Source organism: Dorea longicatena (genome assembly GCF_025150085.1).
GTDB classification, from domain to species: domain Bacteria; phylum Bacillota; class Clostridia; order Lachnospirales; family Lachnospiraceae; genus Dorea_A; species Dorea_A longicatena.
This window is the reverse complement of record NZ_CP102280.1, coordinates 1,225,993-1,241,372: the sequence shown is the minus strand read 5'-3', so window position 1 is coordinate 1,241,372 and position 15,380 is coordinate 1,225,993. Positions and strand designations below refer to the sequence as shown.

Here is a 15,380-nt window from a genome sequence, read left to right as displayed (position 1 = left end):
ATCTATACCTCCTGTTTATTTATCAAACGGAATATCATAATGACTCCGCATTGTTTTGATTACATCTAATACCTGCGGCCATGCTCCGATCAGGCAGCCGTCAATAAATTCCTGTGGCAGATTCTGAAAGGGCGTTCCTTTCGGGAAGAAGCCTCTCTGATATACTGCTTCCATAAGTTCTTCTTCTGAAACTAAATTTGGATACATCAGATCTCTTAATGCTTTTGGAATATACTCTGCAATATGGAATACAGAATCTTCCACTTTCGTGCCCGTTGATTTAACCGGTTCTTCAACCTTGGCGCCCGTATCGAAATCAACTTTTTCATCTGTATCCTTTGGAATATTCATAAAATCATTATCTTTTACTGATGGTTTCTGAATTTCAATCGGCTTTTCTTCTTTAGGAGCCGGCACAGATTTCTTTGTTCCTTCGATAATCTCTGCAATCACAGAATAATCAAATTCACATTCTTCTGGTAATCCGAAACGGTTCTTTGCATCCCAGCACGGATGATGCTGGGTGTACATGGTACGCTTGCCACCCTGTCCTTTATGTTTCTTACCGTCTTTCCCTACCGCTACAGAAAATGTCTTGTAATTTGCAAAAAGCAGCATATCCGCCCATTCCTTAACCAGTGGAGAAGTCTGGGACTGTGTCTTTTTTCCAAGCTTTAATTCCCAACGGTCATAAGCTCCAAGTTCATCCGGCTGTTCGAATTTCCGAAGCTGTGCATGAGCTGTCAGGACCACATTAATGCCAACCTCAATCAGATCCGACAGCTTATTTAAGAACCGTCCGAACTCTTCTTTTGTGTAGACATATCCATTTCCATAGCCGAAATCTTCAATTCCTTTCTTGTTATGAACAGCACAAATATGTTCCACGCAAAGCAATTCTGCCCAGTCAACGGTATCGATTACCAACGTTCTGCACTCATCTGTATGCGTCTTGATATATTCGATTTCATCAAAAAGCATGTTCCAACTGGTAGGACGTGGCAGTCTTGCCACATCCATATCGTTAGTACTTCCTTCTGTATCAATAAACACTGCTCCCGGAAATCTTGCTGCGAATGTTGATTTACCAATACCTTCAGGACCATAGATCACAACTTTTTTTGCTTTCTGGATTTTTCCTCTCGTAATTTCCATTAAAATACACCTGCTTTCCATGTTGGAGCTGCCGGAGCTTCTGCTTTACCGGCTTCCAGGTCTTTGACTACATAACCATCTTCAATGATGATACTGCATTCATCTCCGGTGCTGACTCTTGTGGCAATCGCCTGTAAGCCTTCCTGTTCCAGCCACTGTCCAAATTCATTCAATGTTACTAAATCCATCTGTTCCAGCTTGTCCAATAACACGAATCCACATTTCGGATTCAACTTTCGAACAATTGCAGTGGAGACCTTAAGTCTGTCAGATCCAGACATGTTATCCCACTGCTGGCCTTTATATATAAGCTCACCTTCTTTTACAGACAATTCCGGTAATGGAAGATCTGCAGCATTCAAAAGTTCTGTCTTCTGATCTCTCACACCTTCAATCTTCTTTGTCAGTTCATTGTACTGGTCCTGATAAGCCCTGGCATCTTCCTCTGCCTTATCCTTATCCAGATTCGCTCTGACTTTACGATTGATTTCTTCGATATTGGCGATGCTTGCTTCCAGCTCTGCTGTTGATTCATCATGGAGCTCACTTACCGTTTTATTGGCTGCTTCCAAAGCTTCTGATAATGCCTCATGCCGTTCCATCTTCTTCTGAAGCATCTTTCTGAGATTCTCAATCTCCATATTCAGGGAATCGTATTCCGCTTTCATATTCACTGCATTCCGGCGGTATTCCTCATTCTTACCGTTTCTTGCAAGAATCTCCTGCTGCTGTTTAATCAGATCTGATGGAGACACCAGATCTTTCGGAGCATCCGGATAATACGGCTGTTCTTTTGCAAACTTTACTTTCTGATCAGCTGTACGTCCTACATACAATCTTTCATTGTAAAGTTCTTTTTCCTGTTGCTCTAAAGCTGTCAGCTGATCACCCACACCAATAATTTTTAATAATGTCTGCGCTTTTTCTTTTCCGGAGGATTCCATAAACTTCGGAAGATCCAGCGCCAACTGTTCTACAAAATCATTGAGCAGCTGCTGTCCGCCTTTGTTTCCGTTCGGATCTGTTACCTTTAAGCTGCTGTTCTTTCCTTTGCGCTCTACAACCAAACCATTGCTCATAACAATATGTAAATTTGGCGGTATCGTTGATCCGTCTCTGGTTGCATTGGAAGGCTTATATCTATCCCCTCCGAGTGCCCAGGCAATAGAATCCAATACAGAAGTCTTTCCCTGATTGTTATTCCCACCGACGATCGTTAATCCGTTCTTTGTCGGTTCAATCTTTACGGCTTTGATTCTCTTTACATTTTCAATTTCCAACTTATTAATCTTGATACTATCTGCCATCTCTATTCATCTCCTCTTTTCAATATAGGAAAATCTTTTAACATCTTCTCCATCCACTGCTCTGCATCCCGATCACCTAACCCGGTAACATGCATATCGAATCCAACCAGCAGGCCTAAGATCACATCTCCTACAATAGGATTCCCATGTTTGTCCGTGTCGTAAAAATAGCATCCCATCGGATTCACCGGAAGATTCTTCACAAGACCTTCTTCATCAACGATCATGACTACTTTGGTTTTGAAATAATCCCGTAATTTCTGAGTTCTCACCAACTCTACATATCCGCCAACTTCTTCTCTCAAGCTTTCATGATCAAAATTCAGATCGATGATCGATATCTTACTATCCGTTGTAATTTTCAGCGTCTTCATCTTTTCTCCTCCGCCTGTTTAATGGCTTCCTTTGTAATACTTACCAGAACTTCCTTTGCCAGTTCTTCTGGCATATGTCCGCGAAGTGATCTATACATTGCCGCTGTAACTTCTTTATATTCCTTTATCAGTTCTGCTCCTGATCCAAGTAATTCTACCTGGCATCCCGTTATTCCGCTACAAACGGACTGTGATATTGCTTTAATCATTTGACTAATTCCCTTTCTTCTCATATAATATAGTTGACTAATTTTCTGAGCGCCCAAAGCTTGCCGGCTTATACGGGTGCTCTTTTTTGATTTCTCCTTGCAACGTCCTCACCTCCTTCACCTTACAAGCAACCAGATAAATAACATTGCATCAAATGCAAGTCCGATTGCGGCACCGATCAGAATCTCTAACACCGTTTCTCTGATGATTCTCTGCCATTTTGTTCTTGGTCCTCTTCTTTTCATGCTTGTCCTCCCTTCTACCGCCTAAGCGGTTTTCTCTTTCTGGTATCCCAGATATCCAACAGCTACACGATTCAACTCATTCACAATCTTTGCTCGCTCCTCTGCAGATAATGTAGCCATGTCTCTTTCTACTCCATCGATGATCACGATGTTTATATGTTTCAAACTGCATCACCTCTTTATAGGTTATGTATCACTGTTTGTACTTGTTGCGGTTCTCTGTTATAATTTTCCTATCAAATGATGAAAGGAAAATTGACATGCTTTCGTTTGTATCAAACATTAATTTAGGAAAAATTATAAATATTTTATTAGAACCATCTGTCACGCTCACGCTTGGCATCTTTACTTTACTAATTAGTCGAAACTCTAATCTCTCTACTGTAGCTCGTGAAAGACTCGATAAGGTCTATCACCCACTCTTTTTAGAAATTGAACCTTTTCTTTACAAAGAAGTATCTCTCGATGATATATCCCCCTTTCTTTCTAAATACTATGAATTAGAAAATTCACACTCTCTTCTTATTGACCCCGTTTTACGTCAAGAGATTCGTTGGCTTGAAAAACCATCTGCTCTGCAGGAGAATAAATATGGCTATAATCAATGGTTTCGAATTTGTGATCAAATTTCAAAAACATATGACAATTTATGTAAGCAAGCACATATTCCTGTCCGCAGCATTTCTTATCGGATCAACTACGAACAATATCATTCAAAAATCCGCATGATATTCGCTTGTATATGGATTGAATTACCAGCAATTGCCTTTTTCAGTCTAATACTAGGTTTCTTGTCCACACGTCTTTTGATTGTTGCGTATATGTTGTTCTTACTATTTCTGTTGAAAATATTTTTGGACAACTTGTAATAGCACCATTATGTAAAGGAATATAATAGCTATCGTTTCTCTGGGATATTTGTTTATCAGATATCCCATTATTAAAGTAATTCCAACAATATACAGGCCAACCGCGATTTCCAATTTATTTCCTCCCTTCTTCTGAACCTGTTTCATCTGTTGCTGAAATTAATTCATCCACAGTACATTTCAGAATATCGGCTACTTTCTTAATGTTTTTAACTGTTGGACTCACACTATTTCCCCATTTGCAAATACTGCCCGTCGATACATTTGCTTTTTCCTCTAACTTGTTAATCGAAATCCCACGTTCTTTTGCAAGTTTACAAATATTTTCGTAAATCAAATTTACACCTCCTTTTTCAATATAAGTTCTGAAAAAATCACTAAATATTATTGACTAACTTCTGAAAATATCCTATAATTTGAATTACCACAAACAAATAAATAGCATATTTGCCATTCTGATTATTTTTGCGATTTTTTCAGAACTTGTAATTTTATTATACGCGATATATTCAGAATGTCAAGAAGTTTTTGCGATTTTTTCAGAAAGGGCCCAAAAATATGAAAGAACGTATTAAAAGCTTGTGCAAAGACTATGGAATATCAATGAACAAGCTCGAAGAAACTCTTGGATTCGGAAAGGGGTATATCAGTAAATTAGGAAACAGTACACCTAATGCTACGAAAATAAAGAAAATTGCTGATTACTTCAATGTATCTGTCGACTATTTAATGACAGGAAATGAATCAGATACAGAAAAGTATTATTTAAATGATGAAACTGCGCAGGTAGCACAAGAGATATTTGAAAACAAAGAACTGAAAGCGCTGTTCGATGTCCAGAAAGATATGGATCCGGACGACTTAAAAGCTCTGCATAGCATGGCTCTCGCGCTTAAACGAAAGGAACGTGGTGATATTGACGACACCGGATGTTAATGTCGTTCTTATGGACTTTCCTAGTAAAAAAGGAAATGAAATGGTTGTTCCGAACGAAGACGGAAGCTACACAATACTGATCAATGCCGGATTGAATTATGAATCTCAGCTTAAGGCATATGAGCATGCCATGAGTCATATAACAAAAGATGACTTTTTAAAAGGTAATGTACAAGAAATTGAATACTATGCTCATCATCCACACAAAGATCCAGAACCGGCTCAAATCTATCTTGATCGCATCAAACAACTGCAAGTGGAACGAAGACGATTAAAGAAGCGGATTGCTCGTGATCAGAAACGTGTTGAATTTATTCAGGAACATTGTGATATGTTCCACCGAGCTGAACACCACTATCTATATGGTGATGATTTATAAAATATGAAAGAGAGGAAAATGTATGGAGTTCAATGATGTAATTAAACAATTTTCAGAAAGGATACTGTCTTTAAAAGACACCATCACTACAGAAGAATCCACAAAAATGTCTCTTGTAGTGCCTTTATTTCAACTTCTTGGGTATGATGTTTTCAATCCAAATGAATTTTGCCCAGAGTATATTGCTGATGTAGGAATTAAAAAAGGCGAAAAGGTTGATTATGCAATCCTTGAAAATGGACAGCCGAATATTTTAGTCGAATGCAAAAGTTGCTCAGAGCAACTCGACAAACATTCGTCTCAACTTTTTAGATATTTCGGGACATCTCCTGCTAAATTTGGCATTCTTACAAATGGCATAATATATCGTTTTTATACAGATTTAGAAGAATCAAACAAAATGGATCTTGTGCCATTTCTAGAAATAGACATGGCAAATTTAAAAGATTCTTCCATCAATGAATTAAAAAAATTTTGTAAAGATAATTTTGATAAGGACAAAATATTTAGTACTGCCGAAGAGCTTAAATATAGCAGTCAAATAAAAAACATCTTAACAAAACAGTTTGAATCTCCGACAGAAGACTTTGTTCGATTTATTTTAGCGGATATATACGATGGTCAAAAGACTCAGAGAATAATTGAAAAATTTACGCCTGTGGTAAAACGAGCTTTCTCTTCTTTTGTAAATGAAATAGTAAATAGTAAAATTTCTTCTGCATTAGCTGACGATTATGATAAAGATGAAGAATCAGAACCCGCGATCAAAGAACCTGCATCCAAAATTGTTACAACGGAAGATGAAATTGAAAGTTTCTACATTATTCGCGGACTTCTTGCTGGTATCGTACCCGTTGAAGATATAGTTCACCGTGATACCGAAAGTTATTTTGGAATTCTGTATAAAGACAATAATAGAAAACCGATTTGTCGCCTCAATCTTGATGCAAGAAATAAACAGCTTCTCATCCCGGATGCTAATAAAAAATTCGAGCGTATTTATATCGACTCTTTAAACGATTTGTACAAATACAAAAACCGTTTAATAGAAGTTGTAAAGAGATATATGTAATTCATCCAGTATCTCTAACCATAAATACACTGCCCTCTTGATACGAAAGTATTTATATGGCGGAGATATCTGATTGAATAAATACATTCTGAAAAAATCATATAAGAAAGAAGGAAAACTTATGAAAACATGGAAACTCGTATCAGGAATACTGTCAATTATTTTATTTGTTTTTGTCAGTTTCCAGTCATGTGCTGCTGGAATCAGTAACACACTTGAAGCAAATGGAGAAGCTGGTGGATCCGCTGGAATTGTCGTAGCAATCCTACTCCTTGCCGGAGGAATCGTTTCTATTGCAACACGCAATGGAGGTAAAGGTGGAAACATCGCTATTATTGTATTATACGGAATAGGTGCTTTACTTGGATTTGCCCTTGCCGGAAGCTATGCAGATTTAAACGTATGGGCTGGTTGGTGTTTGATTTGCGTAATTTTAGCAATAGTAGCACTTGTCAAAAAGCGAAAAGACAATCAAGAAAAATAACGAATAAAAATTCCCCGGTGCCTATCAAACACCGGGGAAATCCCGAGTAATATATACGGCGAAGGATTCGCTCGATACAGTACTCCCTCAACAAGAATATTGTATCACAAAAATCCGGCACCGTATAGGTGTTATTTTTGTACCCATTTTTGTGCGACATCGCACATATAATTACAGGAAGGTGATACAATGAGCGTAAAATATGCATACGGCTACATCCGGGTATCCACTCATGATCAGGAAGAGATCTCTCCGGACTCCCAGGAGCATCTCCTCCGGGACTATGCAGCCAAGAACAATATTGTAATCCTGAAGATCTTCACGGATCTAGGTATCTCCGGAAGAAAAGCCAATAAGCGTCCCGGCTTCCAGGAGATGATCGGACTGGCCAAAGGTGATGATCATCCGGTTGATCAGATCCTGGTATGGAAGTTTTCCAGGTTTGCCCGGAATCAGGAAGAATCTATCGTTTATAAATCTCTATTAAAAAAGCAACATAATGTAGATGTCGTGAGTGTATCCGAACCACTCTCCGATGATCCTTTCGGCAGCCTGATCGAGCGTATCATCGAATGGATGGACGAATACTACTCTATCCGGTTATCTGGCGAAGTGTATCGAGGTATGAAAGAAAATGCACTCCGCGGAGCATACCAGGCACGTCCGCCGCTTGGCTACAAGGTTGTGGAGCATAGCAAGCCGCCGGTGATTATTCCGGAAGAAGCAAAGATTGTTCGGACTATATTCGAAAAATACACAAATGAAGGCATGAGCTTCTTTGATATCGCCAGATACCTAAATTCTTTAGGGCTCAAGACTTCGCACGGAAAGCCATTTGAGCGAAGATCTGTCGAATACATCATCCAGAATCCTTCCTATTGTGGCATGATCCGGTGGAACCGGACAGAGAACAGCACCAATCGTATCAAAGATAAGGACGAATGGATTGTTACAGAAGGGCAACAGCCGGCTATTATATCAAAGGAATTGTTTGAATCGGCACAGGAACGATTTAAAGCCACCTACAAGCCGGTCGGCAAGCGCCCCTCTTCCACTTATAAGCACTGGCTCTCCGGACTGCTGAAATGCCCGGATTGCGGACGCACCTTAACCTCAACCACTATGAAACGAGTCAATGGGGAAAAATATTCTTACTTCTCCTGCTACGGATATAGCAAAGGAAAATGCAAAAAACCGAACGGCATCAGCTCACTGGTCCTTGAAAAGGAAGTTCTGGACAGTATCAAAGAAGTATTGGATACCAAAGATATTGTCTATGAATTGCGTGAATATCAACCCACAGAGCAGTTTGATGAGCGCAAGGCTATAACAGAACAATTGGAAAGTTTAACCGGCAAAGAGGAACGAATAAAAGCCTCCTACCGGGAAGGGATTGATACACTGGAAGAATATAAAGCGAATAAAGCTATCATTCAGAAAGAACGGGAATCCTTAGAACAACAATTAAAGGAATTGAAAAAGGCAGCACGTAAATCTGATCAGGATCCAGCGGATGCCATGCTGCAGAAGGTCCGGAGTGTGTACGATATTCTCATCTCCAACAATTATACATATGTGCAAAAGAACGAAGCCCTGAAGCAGATCATCGACAAGATTATCTACGATCGCAAGAACGATTCTCTTAAAATCTACTTTTTCCTATACAGGTAAAATGCCCGCAAGCCCAGTAAAATCAAGGGTTTGCGGGTGCTTTATAGGTGGTGACAATTTGGTTGACCCAATGGGGATCCAAATCCTTAGGCGACCAGGGCTATTCCCCTATCGAAATTCTCCGTTACTACTACGGTGACGACATGTACATTAACACCGCCGAAGCCATCTCCGGCATCCCATCCTCCTGGCCTGGCTATACTCTGGAAATTGGTTCTTCCGGCAATAAAGTTTTGCAGATGCAGGAACAATTAAATGTCATAGCAGGTGCTTATCCTGCTATTCCGAAAATTACTGCTGACGGGATTTACGGACCTGCAACTGCAGAATCAGTCCGTACATTCCAGAAAGTATTCGGACTGCCACAGACCGGAACAGTCGATTATACTACATGGTATAAAATTTCCGAAATTTACGTAGGCGTATCACGAATTGCTGAACTGTATGGATAATAATCGAATCGCTCTAATGATAAACGGCTTAATCACCCCTGAAAAGAAAGGATGGTAACATGAAAGCAAAAGATTGGAAAAAATGGGCTAAATGTGCCGGTATTAGGGCAATAAAGACTGTCGCGCAGACCGCCATAGCAACAATTGGAACCGTAACTGTACTTGGGCAGATAGACACGAAATTAGTAATTTCCACATCCATGCTGGCCGGAATATTATCACTGCTAACCAGTATTACCGGTTTGCCGGAATGTAATTCCGAAAACAAATAATGCTCTCTTTTGTATACTTTTGTATCAAAAGTCCCCCTTAAGTAGACTTTATCTATTTTCTACCTAAGGGGGATGATTTTTTGATAGATCTGCCAGCACTTCTACCTGCCCAAAAATATTCTATTAATATCATTAAACATTACAAATACCATCAACAACATCAATAGTATGATTCCTGCCAGATGTACATATCCCTCTTTCTCTGGTGGCACACGTTTTCCTCTGATTGCCTCCACAAAAAGAAATACCAGACGTCCCCCATCTAATGCCGGGAGTGGCAGCAAATTCATAACACCAAGATTCGCAGACAACAATATTGCCATATTTAACATCTGTACCACAACTGCAAATACTCCATAAGAACGGCTTTCTTTATAGGTTGTATCTACAGTACTTACAATTCCCACAGGGCCCGAAAGTTCATTTACTCCAATCTGGCCTGTCACAAGCATCTTCAAGCTATCGACAGTTGTACATATCCAGAATTTCACTTCATATCCGCCATATTGAAAAGCCGTCAACAGATTTGCCTTGCTATAACCGGAACTTCCTATTCCTAATCTCTTATAGCCCAGTTCTTTATCCATCTTTGGTGTCAGTGTGACCGTCTTTTCTTTTCCGTTTCTTAACACGGTAACAGCCACATCCTCATTAGAATGAAACTGATTGTAAAAGCTGACTTCACGGAAGATATGGATCTTTTTGTTTCCCATCTGTACGATCTCATCACCTTTTTTCAGGCCTGCTTCTGCAGCAGGATAGCCTGATTCTACTGCTCCGATCACCGGCTTATCATAGCCGACCATCGCTGTAATGATCATGGCAAATATAAAAGCCAGGATAAAGTTGAACACAGGCCCTGCCGCTATGACAGAGATTCTCGCCCAGACAGATTTGTTATTAAAATTGTTCGGCGAATCATTCGCTTCTTCGTCTTCCCCCATCGCACAGAACCCTCCGATCGGAAGGATACGCACGGCGTATTTGGTCCCTTTATATTCTTTTGAATAGATTGCCGGTCCCATTCCTATAGCAAACTCATCTACATCAATTCCATTTTTCTTCGCCAGTAAGAAATGACCCAGCTCATGAAAAAATATGATGAAGCTGAATAATAAGATTGCTAATATAATTCCCAAATTTACTGTTACCTCCTGCTGTTGATTCTCTCATAGGTCGCTGCTTCTGTCTCCAGAATCTGTTCCAGCGTTGGATTTTTAATATTCTTATGCGCTTTCATACAGTCCTCAATGATCTCCGTGATTTCCAGATACTTGATCTCTCTGTTGAGGAACTGGCTGACTGCAAGTTCATTTGCCGCATTGAATACAGTCGGAAGACTTCCGCCTTTTCTTCCTGCTTCATATGCAAGTTCCAGTCCGTAGAATGTGTCTGTATCCGGCTTCTCAAATTCCAGTTTGCCCAGTGTCCAGAAATCTACTCTGTCCCCCGGAAGGAATCTTCTTTCCGGATAATACAGTGCATACTGGATTGGGAGCTTCATATCCGGTGTTCCAAGTTCTGCAATAATTGCGCCGTCTACATATTCTACCATCGAATGAATGATACTCTGCGGCTGTACCACAACCTGTACCTGATCCACATCTACATTAAATAACCACTTGGCTTCAATAACTTCAAGACCTTTGTTTACCATTGTAGATGAATCGATCGTGATCTTACGTCCCATTGACCAGTTAGGATGCTTCAATGCATCTTCCACCTTGATCTCCATCAGTTCTTCCGATTTCTTTCCACGGAACGGTCCGCCGGATGCTGTCAGAAGGATCTTATGAAGTGCTCCGTGATCATTTCCCTGTAAAGACTGGAAGATTGCACTGTGCTCGCTGTCCACCGGAAGAATGGATACTCCCATCTTTTTTGCCAGCGGCATAATGATATGTCCTGCCGTTACCAGCGTCTCTTTATTGGCAAGTGCAATGTCTTTTCCTGCTTTGATTGCCTCAATTGTCGGACGGATACCGATCATACCGACAACAGCCGTTACAAGGATCTCTGTTCCCTTCATCGTTGCAACTTCCAGAAGTCCATCCATGCCTGCAACAATCTTTGTATCTGTATCTGCTACATTAACACGTAATTCGTCTGCTTTTTCTTCCGACCATACAGCCACGATCTGTGGGTGGAATTCCCTGATCTGTTCTTCCAGCATCTTGATATTGCTGCCTGCAGCCAGTCCGAGTACTTCGATATCTCCATTCTCTCTTACCACTTCCAGGGTCTGTGTTCCAATGGAACCTGTAGAACCTAAAATTGCTATCTTTTTCATACTTACCTCCTACAATCTTCCTGCAAGGAATGTTGCAAGATAATAAATGATCGGTGCTGTAAAGATAACACTGTCAAATCTGTCAAGGATTCCGCCATGTCCCGGGATCAGTTTCCCGTAATCTTTGATATCATGATTACGTTTGATCGCTGAAGCTGCCAGATCTCCGATCTGCGAGATCATACCGCCAACTCCGCAAATAACCGCATACTGTGCCGGATTCACACCAGCTCCTGTAATCTTATTTGCTGCAACTGCAAAGATTGCACCCAGTAATGCAGCTCCGACAATTCCGCCGATTCCGCCTTCTACGGATTTCTTTGGGCTTAACTTCGGTGCCATCTTGTGTTTTCCAAGAAGCATGCCTGCACAGTACGCACAGGTATCACACCCCCAGGAGCTTAAAAAGATCAGCCATACTGCAACGGCTCCGTCTTCCAGCATTCTGGTCTGGTACACATAAGACAACATCACTGCAACATAGAATACGCCAAAGAACACCGTCATTACCTGCTCTGCCTTAAATGTCGGGAATGAAAACACATACACCGCCATCAGTACTACCAGAAATGCAATCGTAAGAAGTGTCATATACTGCATCTGTCCGGTATATAAAATTCCATAATATACAACAGCTCCCAGATAACCGGTAAGTCCTAATATCTTGTTCTGCACATCCACAACTTTATAAAGCTCTGACAGTCCGATCAGACTGATCAGTGCCAGAAATCCAAACAGTAAACCACCGCCGGTTCCAACCGTTGCAATTAAGATGATAACCAGAACAATCCCACTTAATAATCTCGTCTTAAACATTCTGTTCTTCTTCCTCCTTCACACCACCATAACGTCTGTCACGGTGATTGTATGTTTCAATCGCCTTTTCCAGCTCTTCTTTACTGAAATCCGGCCACGGAACATCTGTAAAATAAAATTCTGTATAGGCAAGCTGCCATAACAGATAATTGGAAAGCCTAAGCTCCCCGCTGGTACGGATCATCAAATCCGGATCCGGGATTCCTTTTGTATCCAGATATTGCTCAAATGTTTCTTCTTTGATCTCAGCCGGATCCACTTTTCCATCCACGCAGTCTTTTGCAATCTTACGGATCGCACGGATCATCTCATCACGGCTTCCATAATTAATCGCGATCTGGAAATTCAGACCGCCATTATTCTTTGTTGCTTCTTCCAGTTCCAGAATTCTCTTCTGAATGTCTTCATCCAGTCTTGTGATATCCCCGATCACGCGGACTTTCATATCATTCTTTGCAGCCGTTTTCAGACAGGTCTTCATGTAATTACGAAGCAGCTTCATCAGAGCATTGACTTCATCGTCCGGACGATTCCAGTTCTCTGTGGAAAATGCGTAGACCGTCAGATATTTAATGCCCATTCTCCACGCTTCTTCGCAGATACGCTCTACATTCTTACTGCCCTGTGCATGACCGTAATTGCGCGGCATTCCTTTTGCTTTTGCCCAGCGTCCGTTTCCATCCAATATGATCGCAACATGTTGTGGCACATTCATATGATTATTTCCTCCTAATAACAATAGGTATACAAGAACAGAGGGGACAGTTTCCAGAGCATCTGGACCTTATCCCCCTCCTGTTGTATACTGCTTTTATCTCTTACAGGTCTTATACTGTCATAACCTCTTTTGATTTTGCTTCTACAGCTTTATCAACTTCTTTTACATATTTGTCTGTCAGTTTCTGAAGATCATCTTCCATATCTTTCATTTCATCTTCTGACACATCGGAACCTTTCAGTTTCTTAACAGAATCGATTCCATCACGACGGATATTACGAATCGCAACTTTGGCTGCTTCGCCCTTTTTCTTAACATCCTTTACCAGTTCTTTTCTTCGATCTTCTGTTAATTCAGGGAAAAGAAGACGTACAGTTGTTCCGTCATTCGTCGGATTAATCCCCAGATCTGAAGTCATGATTGCTTTTTCAATCTCTCTTACCATTTTCTTTTCCCATGGCTGGATCTGAATCATACGTGCTTCCGGTACGGATACGTTTGCTACCTGCTGGATTGGTGTCGGTGTTCCATAATAGTCTACCATGATCTTATTCAGAACGTTCGGATTTGCACGGCCTGCACGGATTGCAGAAAGTTCTCCGTCCAGATTTCCGATTGTTTTCTTCATTTTTTCTTCAAATGGTTTTAATCTTTCATTCATAGTGTTATCTCCTTTTATCTGCTTATCTGCATTTTTATACAGTTACTTTTGTTCCTGTAAATGTACCCTTCATTGTCTCAACAATGCTGTTCTCCTCATTTAATCCGAATACCAGCATCGGCATCTTATTCTCCAGACACATGATAGAAGCGGTAAGATCTACTGCCATCAGCTTCTTATCGATAATCTCCTGAATAGATATCTCATCGTACTTCTTCGCTTCCGGATTTACCTTCGGATCACTGTCATAGATACCGTCAATTGCTTTTGCCAGTAACATTGCATCTGCTTCGATCTCAATGGCTCTTAAAACTGCACCTGTATCTGTTGAAAAATATGGATGTCCTGTTCCGCCTGCAAAGAATACAACTTTTCCTTCATTCAATGCTTCTACTGCTGCATCCTTGGAAAACAGTGTGGTAAATGCACCGCATACGAACGGTGTAAATACTTCTGTCTTCATGCCTGCATAACGGAAAATATCAGATACATAGATACAGTTCATAACTGTTGCAAGCATTCCGATCTGGTCAGCCTTCACACGGTCGATCGTCTCACTGGTTCTTCCTCTCCAGAAGTTACCTCCACCTGTTACGATTGCAACCTGTACCCCATCATCTACAAGCTGCTTTACCTGCTTGGCTACACCCATACAGGTAGCTTCGTCAAATCCTGTCTTTTTATCGCCTGCGAGAGCCTCCCCGCTGAGTTTTAACAATACTCTTTTCATAAGTTCTTACTCCTTACCATCAGTTCTCTTTATGCATTCACATACTTATCATAAAGTATAGCATAGGAATAAAAAAAAGGGAATATGAAAGCCTCACATTCCCTTAAAAATCCTTTGAATTTTTATCTATTAATCGCGGAAAACCACTTCTCCTGTCTTTTCATCCATGCTTTCTACGATCGCCAATGACTCCAGATGAATACCTTTGGAACGGATGATATCTCCTCCGACCTGGAATCCCTTCTCGATCACAACTCCGGCTCCGACAAGCTCGGCTCCTGACTTTGTAACCAGTTCTGCAAGTCCTTCCAGAGCTTTTCCATTCGCAAGGAAATCATCGATCAGAAGTACCTTGTCACCTTTTCCGAGGAATTCTTTAGAAACAATAATGTCATACACTCTTCCGTGTGTAAATGATTCTACTTTTGTAGTGTACACATCTCCGGCAATATTCTTGGTCTGTGTCTTCTTAGCAAATACAACAGGAACATCAAATACTTCTGCTGCAACACATGCGATGCCGATACCGGAAGCTTCTATGGTAAGAATCTTTGTGATCTCTTCATCTGCAAATCTTCTCTTAAATTCTTTTCCAATCTCCTGAAATAACTTTACATCCATCTGATGATTCAGAAAGCTGTCCACTTTTAAGACATTCCCTTCTTTTATCTTGCCATCCTTGCGGATTCTGTCTTTTAATAACTGCATCTTAGCGGCCTCCACATATTTTTCTAAACGT

Annotated in this window: 21 protein-coding genes and 1 pseudogene; 8 read left to right on the top strand and 14 right to left on the bottom strand. The window is 40.7% G+C overall.

From position 1 onward, the window contains the following. Positions 1 to 15 precede the first annotated feature (15 nt). The 6 genes from NQ508_RS05825 to NQ508_RS05800 form a co-directional block, all read right to left on the bottom strand. Entirely contained in the window at positions 16 to 1,155 is a 1,140-nt protein-coding gene (locus tag NQ508_RS05825) for an ATP-binding protein (protein WP_006426831.1), read from the bottom strand. Next, positions 1,155 to 2,462, bottom strand: coding sequence for an AAA family ATPase (locus tag NQ508_RS05820; RefSeq protein ID WP_006426832.1), 1,308 nt, complete (start codon positions 2,460 to 2,462; stop codon positions 1,155 to 1,157). The genes NQ508_RS05825 and NQ508_RS05820 overlap by 1 nt, the downstream gene beginning before the upstream one ends. 2 nt (positions 2,463 to 2,464) lie before the next feature. After that, positions 2,465 to 2,836 (bottom strand): DUF3846 domain-containing protein, encoded by a 372-nt coding sequence (locus NQ508_RS05815; protein WP_006426834.1) that lies wholly within the window; start codon positions 2,834 to 2,836, stop codon positions 2,465 to 2,467. Further along, the gene (locus tag NQ508_RS05810; protein ID WP_242654659.1) at positions 2,833 to 3,045 is read right to left on the bottom strand and encodes a hypothetical protein; all 213 of its coding nucleotides are present in this window, start codon (positions 3,043 to 3,045) and stop codon (positions 2,833 to 2,835) included. The genes NQ508_RS05815 and NQ508_RS05810 overlap by 4 nt, the downstream gene beginning before the upstream one ends. Positions 3,046 to 3,162: 117 nt before the next feature. Beyond that, positions 3,163 to 3,291: a hypothetical protein gene (locus NQ508_RS05805; RefSeq protein WP_006426836.1), complete on the bottom strand. Its 129-nt coding sequence runs from the start codon at positions 3,289 to 3,291 to the stop codon at positions 3,163 to 3,165. A 21-nt stretch (positions 3,292 to 3,312) separates the two neighbouring features. Beyond that, complete coding sequence (locus NQ508_RS05800; RefSeq protein WP_155115957.1) at positions 3,313 to 3,456, bottom strand: hypothetical protein; 144 nt, start codon at positions 3,454 to 3,456, stop codon at positions 3,313 to 3,315. A 95-nt stretch (positions 3,457 to 3,551) separates the two neighbouring features. Between NQ508_RS05800 and NQ508_RS05795 the strand changes: the two genes are divergently transcribed. After that, positions 3,552 to 4,160 carry a hypothetical protein gene (locus NQ508_RS05795; RefSeq protein ID WP_259829043.1) on the top strand — a complete coding sequence of 203 codons (609 nt, stop codon included), beginning with the start codon at positions 3,552 to 3,554 and terminating at the stop codon, positions 4,158 to 4,160. 115 nt (positions 4,161 to 4,275) lie between these two features. Here NQ508_RS05795 and NQ508_RS05790 read toward each other — a convergent pair whose 3' ends face one another. Beyond that, positions 4,276 to 4,497 (bottom strand): helix-turn-helix domain-containing protein, encoded by a 222-nt coding sequence (locus NQ508_RS05790; RefSeq protein ID WP_044919642.1) that lies wholly within the window; start codon positions 4,495 to 4,497, stop codon positions 4,276 to 4,278. A gap of 221 nt (positions 4,498 to 4,718) precedes the next feature. Here NQ508_RS05790 and NQ508_RS05785 point away from each other — a divergent pair, with 221 nt between their 5' ends. The 7 genes and pseudogenes from NQ508_RS05785 to NQ508_RS05755 all read left to right on the top strand — a co-directional run bounded on the left by NQ508_RS05785 (position 4,719) and on the right by NQ508_RS05755 (position 9,426). Next, complete coding sequence (locus NQ508_RS05785; protein ID WP_006426840.1) at positions 4,719 to 5,096, top strand: helix-turn-helix domain-containing protein; 378 nt, start codon at positions 4,719 to 4,721, stop codon at positions 5,094 to 5,096. Beyond that, the gene (locus NQ508_RS05780) at positions 5,077 to 5,475 is read left to right on the top strand and encodes a hypothetical protein (protein ID WP_207635648.1); all 399 of its coding nucleotides are present in this window, start codon (positions 5,077 to 5,079) and stop codon (positions 5,473 to 5,475) included. The genes NQ508_RS05785 and NQ508_RS05780 overlap by 20 nt, the downstream gene beginning before the upstream one ends. A 22-nt stretch (positions 5,476 to 5,497) precedes the next feature. After that, positions 5,498 to 6,547, top strand: a complete 1,050-nt coding sequence (locus NQ508_RS05775; RefSeq protein WP_006426842.1) for a type I restriction endonuclease — start codon at positions 5,498 to 5,500, stop codon at positions 6,545 to 6,547. Positions 6,548 to 6,620: 73 nt separating this feature from the next. After that, positions 6,621 to 7,031, top strand: coding sequence for a hypothetical protein (locus NQ508_RS05770; protein ID WP_330370982.1), 411 nt, complete (start codon positions 6,621 to 6,623; stop codon positions 7,029 to 7,031). 189 nt (positions 7,032 to 7,220) lie between these two features. Then, a complete protein-coding gene (locus NQ508_RS05765) occupies positions 7,221 to 8,702 on the top strand; it encodes a recombinase family protein (RefSeq protein ID WP_006426844.1) in 1,482 nt (493 codons plus the stop codon). Positions 8,703 to 8,761: 59 nt separating this feature from the next. Continuing rightward, positions 8,762 to 9,154: pseudogene (locus NQ508_RS05760) on the top strand (peptidoglycan-binding domain-containing protein); the annotation flags it as partial. 59 nt (positions 9,155 to 9,213) lie between these two features. Beyond that, positions 9,214 to 9,426 carry a holin gene (locus tag NQ508_RS05755; RefSeq protein ID WP_006426846.1) on the top strand — a complete coding sequence of 71 codons (213 nt, stop codon included), beginning with the start codon at positions 9,214 to 9,216 and terminating at the stop codon, positions 9,424 to 9,426. A gap of 101 nt (positions 9,427 to 9,527) precedes the next feature. Here the strand turns inward: NQ508_RS05755 and rseP are convergent, their stop codons facing one another. The 7 genes from rseP to NQ508_RS05720 form a co-directional block, all read right to left on the bottom strand. After that, the gene (gene rseP / locus NQ508_RS05750; RefSeq protein ID WP_044919644.1) at positions 9,528 to 10,565 is read right to left on the bottom strand and encodes an RIP metalloprotease RseP; all 1,038 of its coding nucleotides are present in this window, start codon (positions 10,563 to 10,565) and stop codon (positions 9,528 to 9,530) included. 8 nt (positions 10,566 to 10,573) lie between these two features. Next, complete coding sequence (locus NQ508_RS05745) at positions 10,574 to 11,716, bottom strand: 1-deoxy-D-xylulose-5-phosphate reductoisomerase (RefSeq protein WP_006426848.1); 1,143 nt, start codon at positions 11,714 to 11,716, stop codon at positions 10,574 to 10,576. A gap of 9 nt (positions 11,717 to 11,725) precedes the next feature. After that, positions 11,726 to 12,532 (bottom strand): phosphatidate cytidylyltransferase, encoded by an 807-nt coding sequence (locus NQ508_RS05740; protein ID WP_006426849.1) that lies wholly within the window; start codon positions 12,530 to 12,532, stop codon positions 11,726 to 11,728. Further along, entirely contained in the window at positions 12,525 to 13,247 is a 723-nt protein-coding gene (locus NQ508_RS05735) for an isoprenyl transferase (RefSeq protein WP_006426850.1), read from the bottom strand. The genes NQ508_RS05740 and NQ508_RS05735 overlap by 8 nt, the downstream gene beginning before the upstream one ends. A gap of 112 nt (positions 13,248 to 13,359) precedes the next feature. Beyond that, entirely contained in the window at positions 13,360 to 13,911 is a 552-nt protein-coding gene (gene frr / locus NQ508_RS05730) for a ribosome recycling factor (RefSeq protein WP_006426851.1), read from the bottom strand. A 34-nt stretch (positions 13,912 to 13,945) separates the two neighbouring features. Next, positions 13,946 to 14,641 (bottom strand): UMP kinase, encoded by a 696-nt coding sequence (pyrH, locus tag NQ508_RS05725; RefSeq protein ID WP_006426852.1) that lies wholly within the window; start codon positions 14,639 to 14,641, stop codon positions 13,946 to 13,948. A gap of 129 nt (positions 14,642 to 14,770) precedes the next feature. Beyond that, a complete protein-coding gene (locus NQ508_RS05720) occupies positions 14,771 to 15,349 on the bottom strand; it encodes a xanthine phosphoribosyltransferase (RefSeq protein WP_006426853.1) in 579 nt (192 codons plus the stop codon). Between the last annotated feature and the right edge of the window lie 31 nt (positions 15,350 to 15,380).

Bases quoted from the DNA above. Each gene is read 5' to 3' on its own strand.
- NQ508_RS05720 (WP_006426853.1), bottom strand. From the start codon at position 15,349: ATGCAGTTATTAAAAGACAGAATCCGCAAGGATGGCAAGATAAAAGAA.
- NQ508_RS05745 (WP_006426848.1), bottom strand. From the start codon at position 11,716: ATGAAAAAGATAGCAATTTTAGGTTCTACAGGTTCCATTGGAACACAG.
- NQ508_RS05810 (WP_242654659.1), bottom strand. From the start codon at position 3,045: ATGATTAAAGCAATATCACAGTCCGTTTGTAGCGGAATAACGGGATGC.
- NQ508_RS05755 (WP_006426846.1), top strand. From the start codon at position 9,214: ATGAAAGCAAAAGATTGGAAAAAATGGGCTAAATGTGCCGGTATTAGG.
- NQ508_RS05775 (WP_006426842.1), top strand. From the start codon at position 5,498: ATGGAGTTCAATGATGTAATTAAACAATTTTCAGAAAGGATACTGTCT.
- NQ508_RS05825 (WP_006426831.1), bottom strand. From the start codon at position 1,155: ATGGAAATTACGAGAGGAAAAATCCAGAAAGCAAAAAAAGTTGTGATC.
- pyrH (WP_006426852.1), bottom strand. From the start codon at position 14,641: ATGAAAAGAGTATTGTTAAAACTCAGCGGGGAGGCTCTCGCAGGCGAT.
- NQ508_RS05820 (WP_006426832.1), bottom strand. From the start codon at position 2,462: ATGGCAGATAGTATCAAGATTAATAAGTTGGAAATTGAAAATGTAAAG.
- NQ508_RS05815 (WP_006426834.1), bottom strand. From the start codon at position 2,836: ATGAAGACGCTGAAAATTACAACGGATAGTAAGATATCGATCATCGAT.
- NQ508_RS05795 (WP_259829043.1), top strand. From the start codon at position 3,552: ATGCTTTCGTTTGTATCAAACATTAATTTAGGAAAAATTATAAATATT.
- NQ508_RS05740 (WP_006426849.1), bottom strand. From the start codon at position 12,532: ATGTTTAAGACGAGATTATTAAGTGGGATTGTTCTGGTTATCATCTTA.
- frr (WP_006426851.1), bottom strand. From the start codon at position 13,911: ATGAATGAAAGATTAAAACCATTTGAAGAAAAAATGAAGAAAACAATC.
- NQ508_RS05805 (WP_006426836.1), bottom strand. From the start codon at position 3,291: ATGAAAAGAAGAGGACCAAGAACAAAATGGCAGAGAATCATCAGAGAA.
- NQ508_RS05765 (WP_006426844.1), top strand. From the start codon at position 7,221: ATGAGCGTAAAATATGCATACGGCTACATCCGGGTATCCACTCATGAT.
- NQ508_RS05735 (WP_006426850.1), bottom strand. From the start codon at position 13,247: ATGAATGTGCCACAACATGTTGCGATCATATTGGATGGAAACGGACGC.
- NQ508_RS05785 (WP_006426840.1), top strand. From the start codon at position 4,719: ATGAAAGAACGTATTAAAAGCTTGTGCAAAGACTATGGAATATCAATG.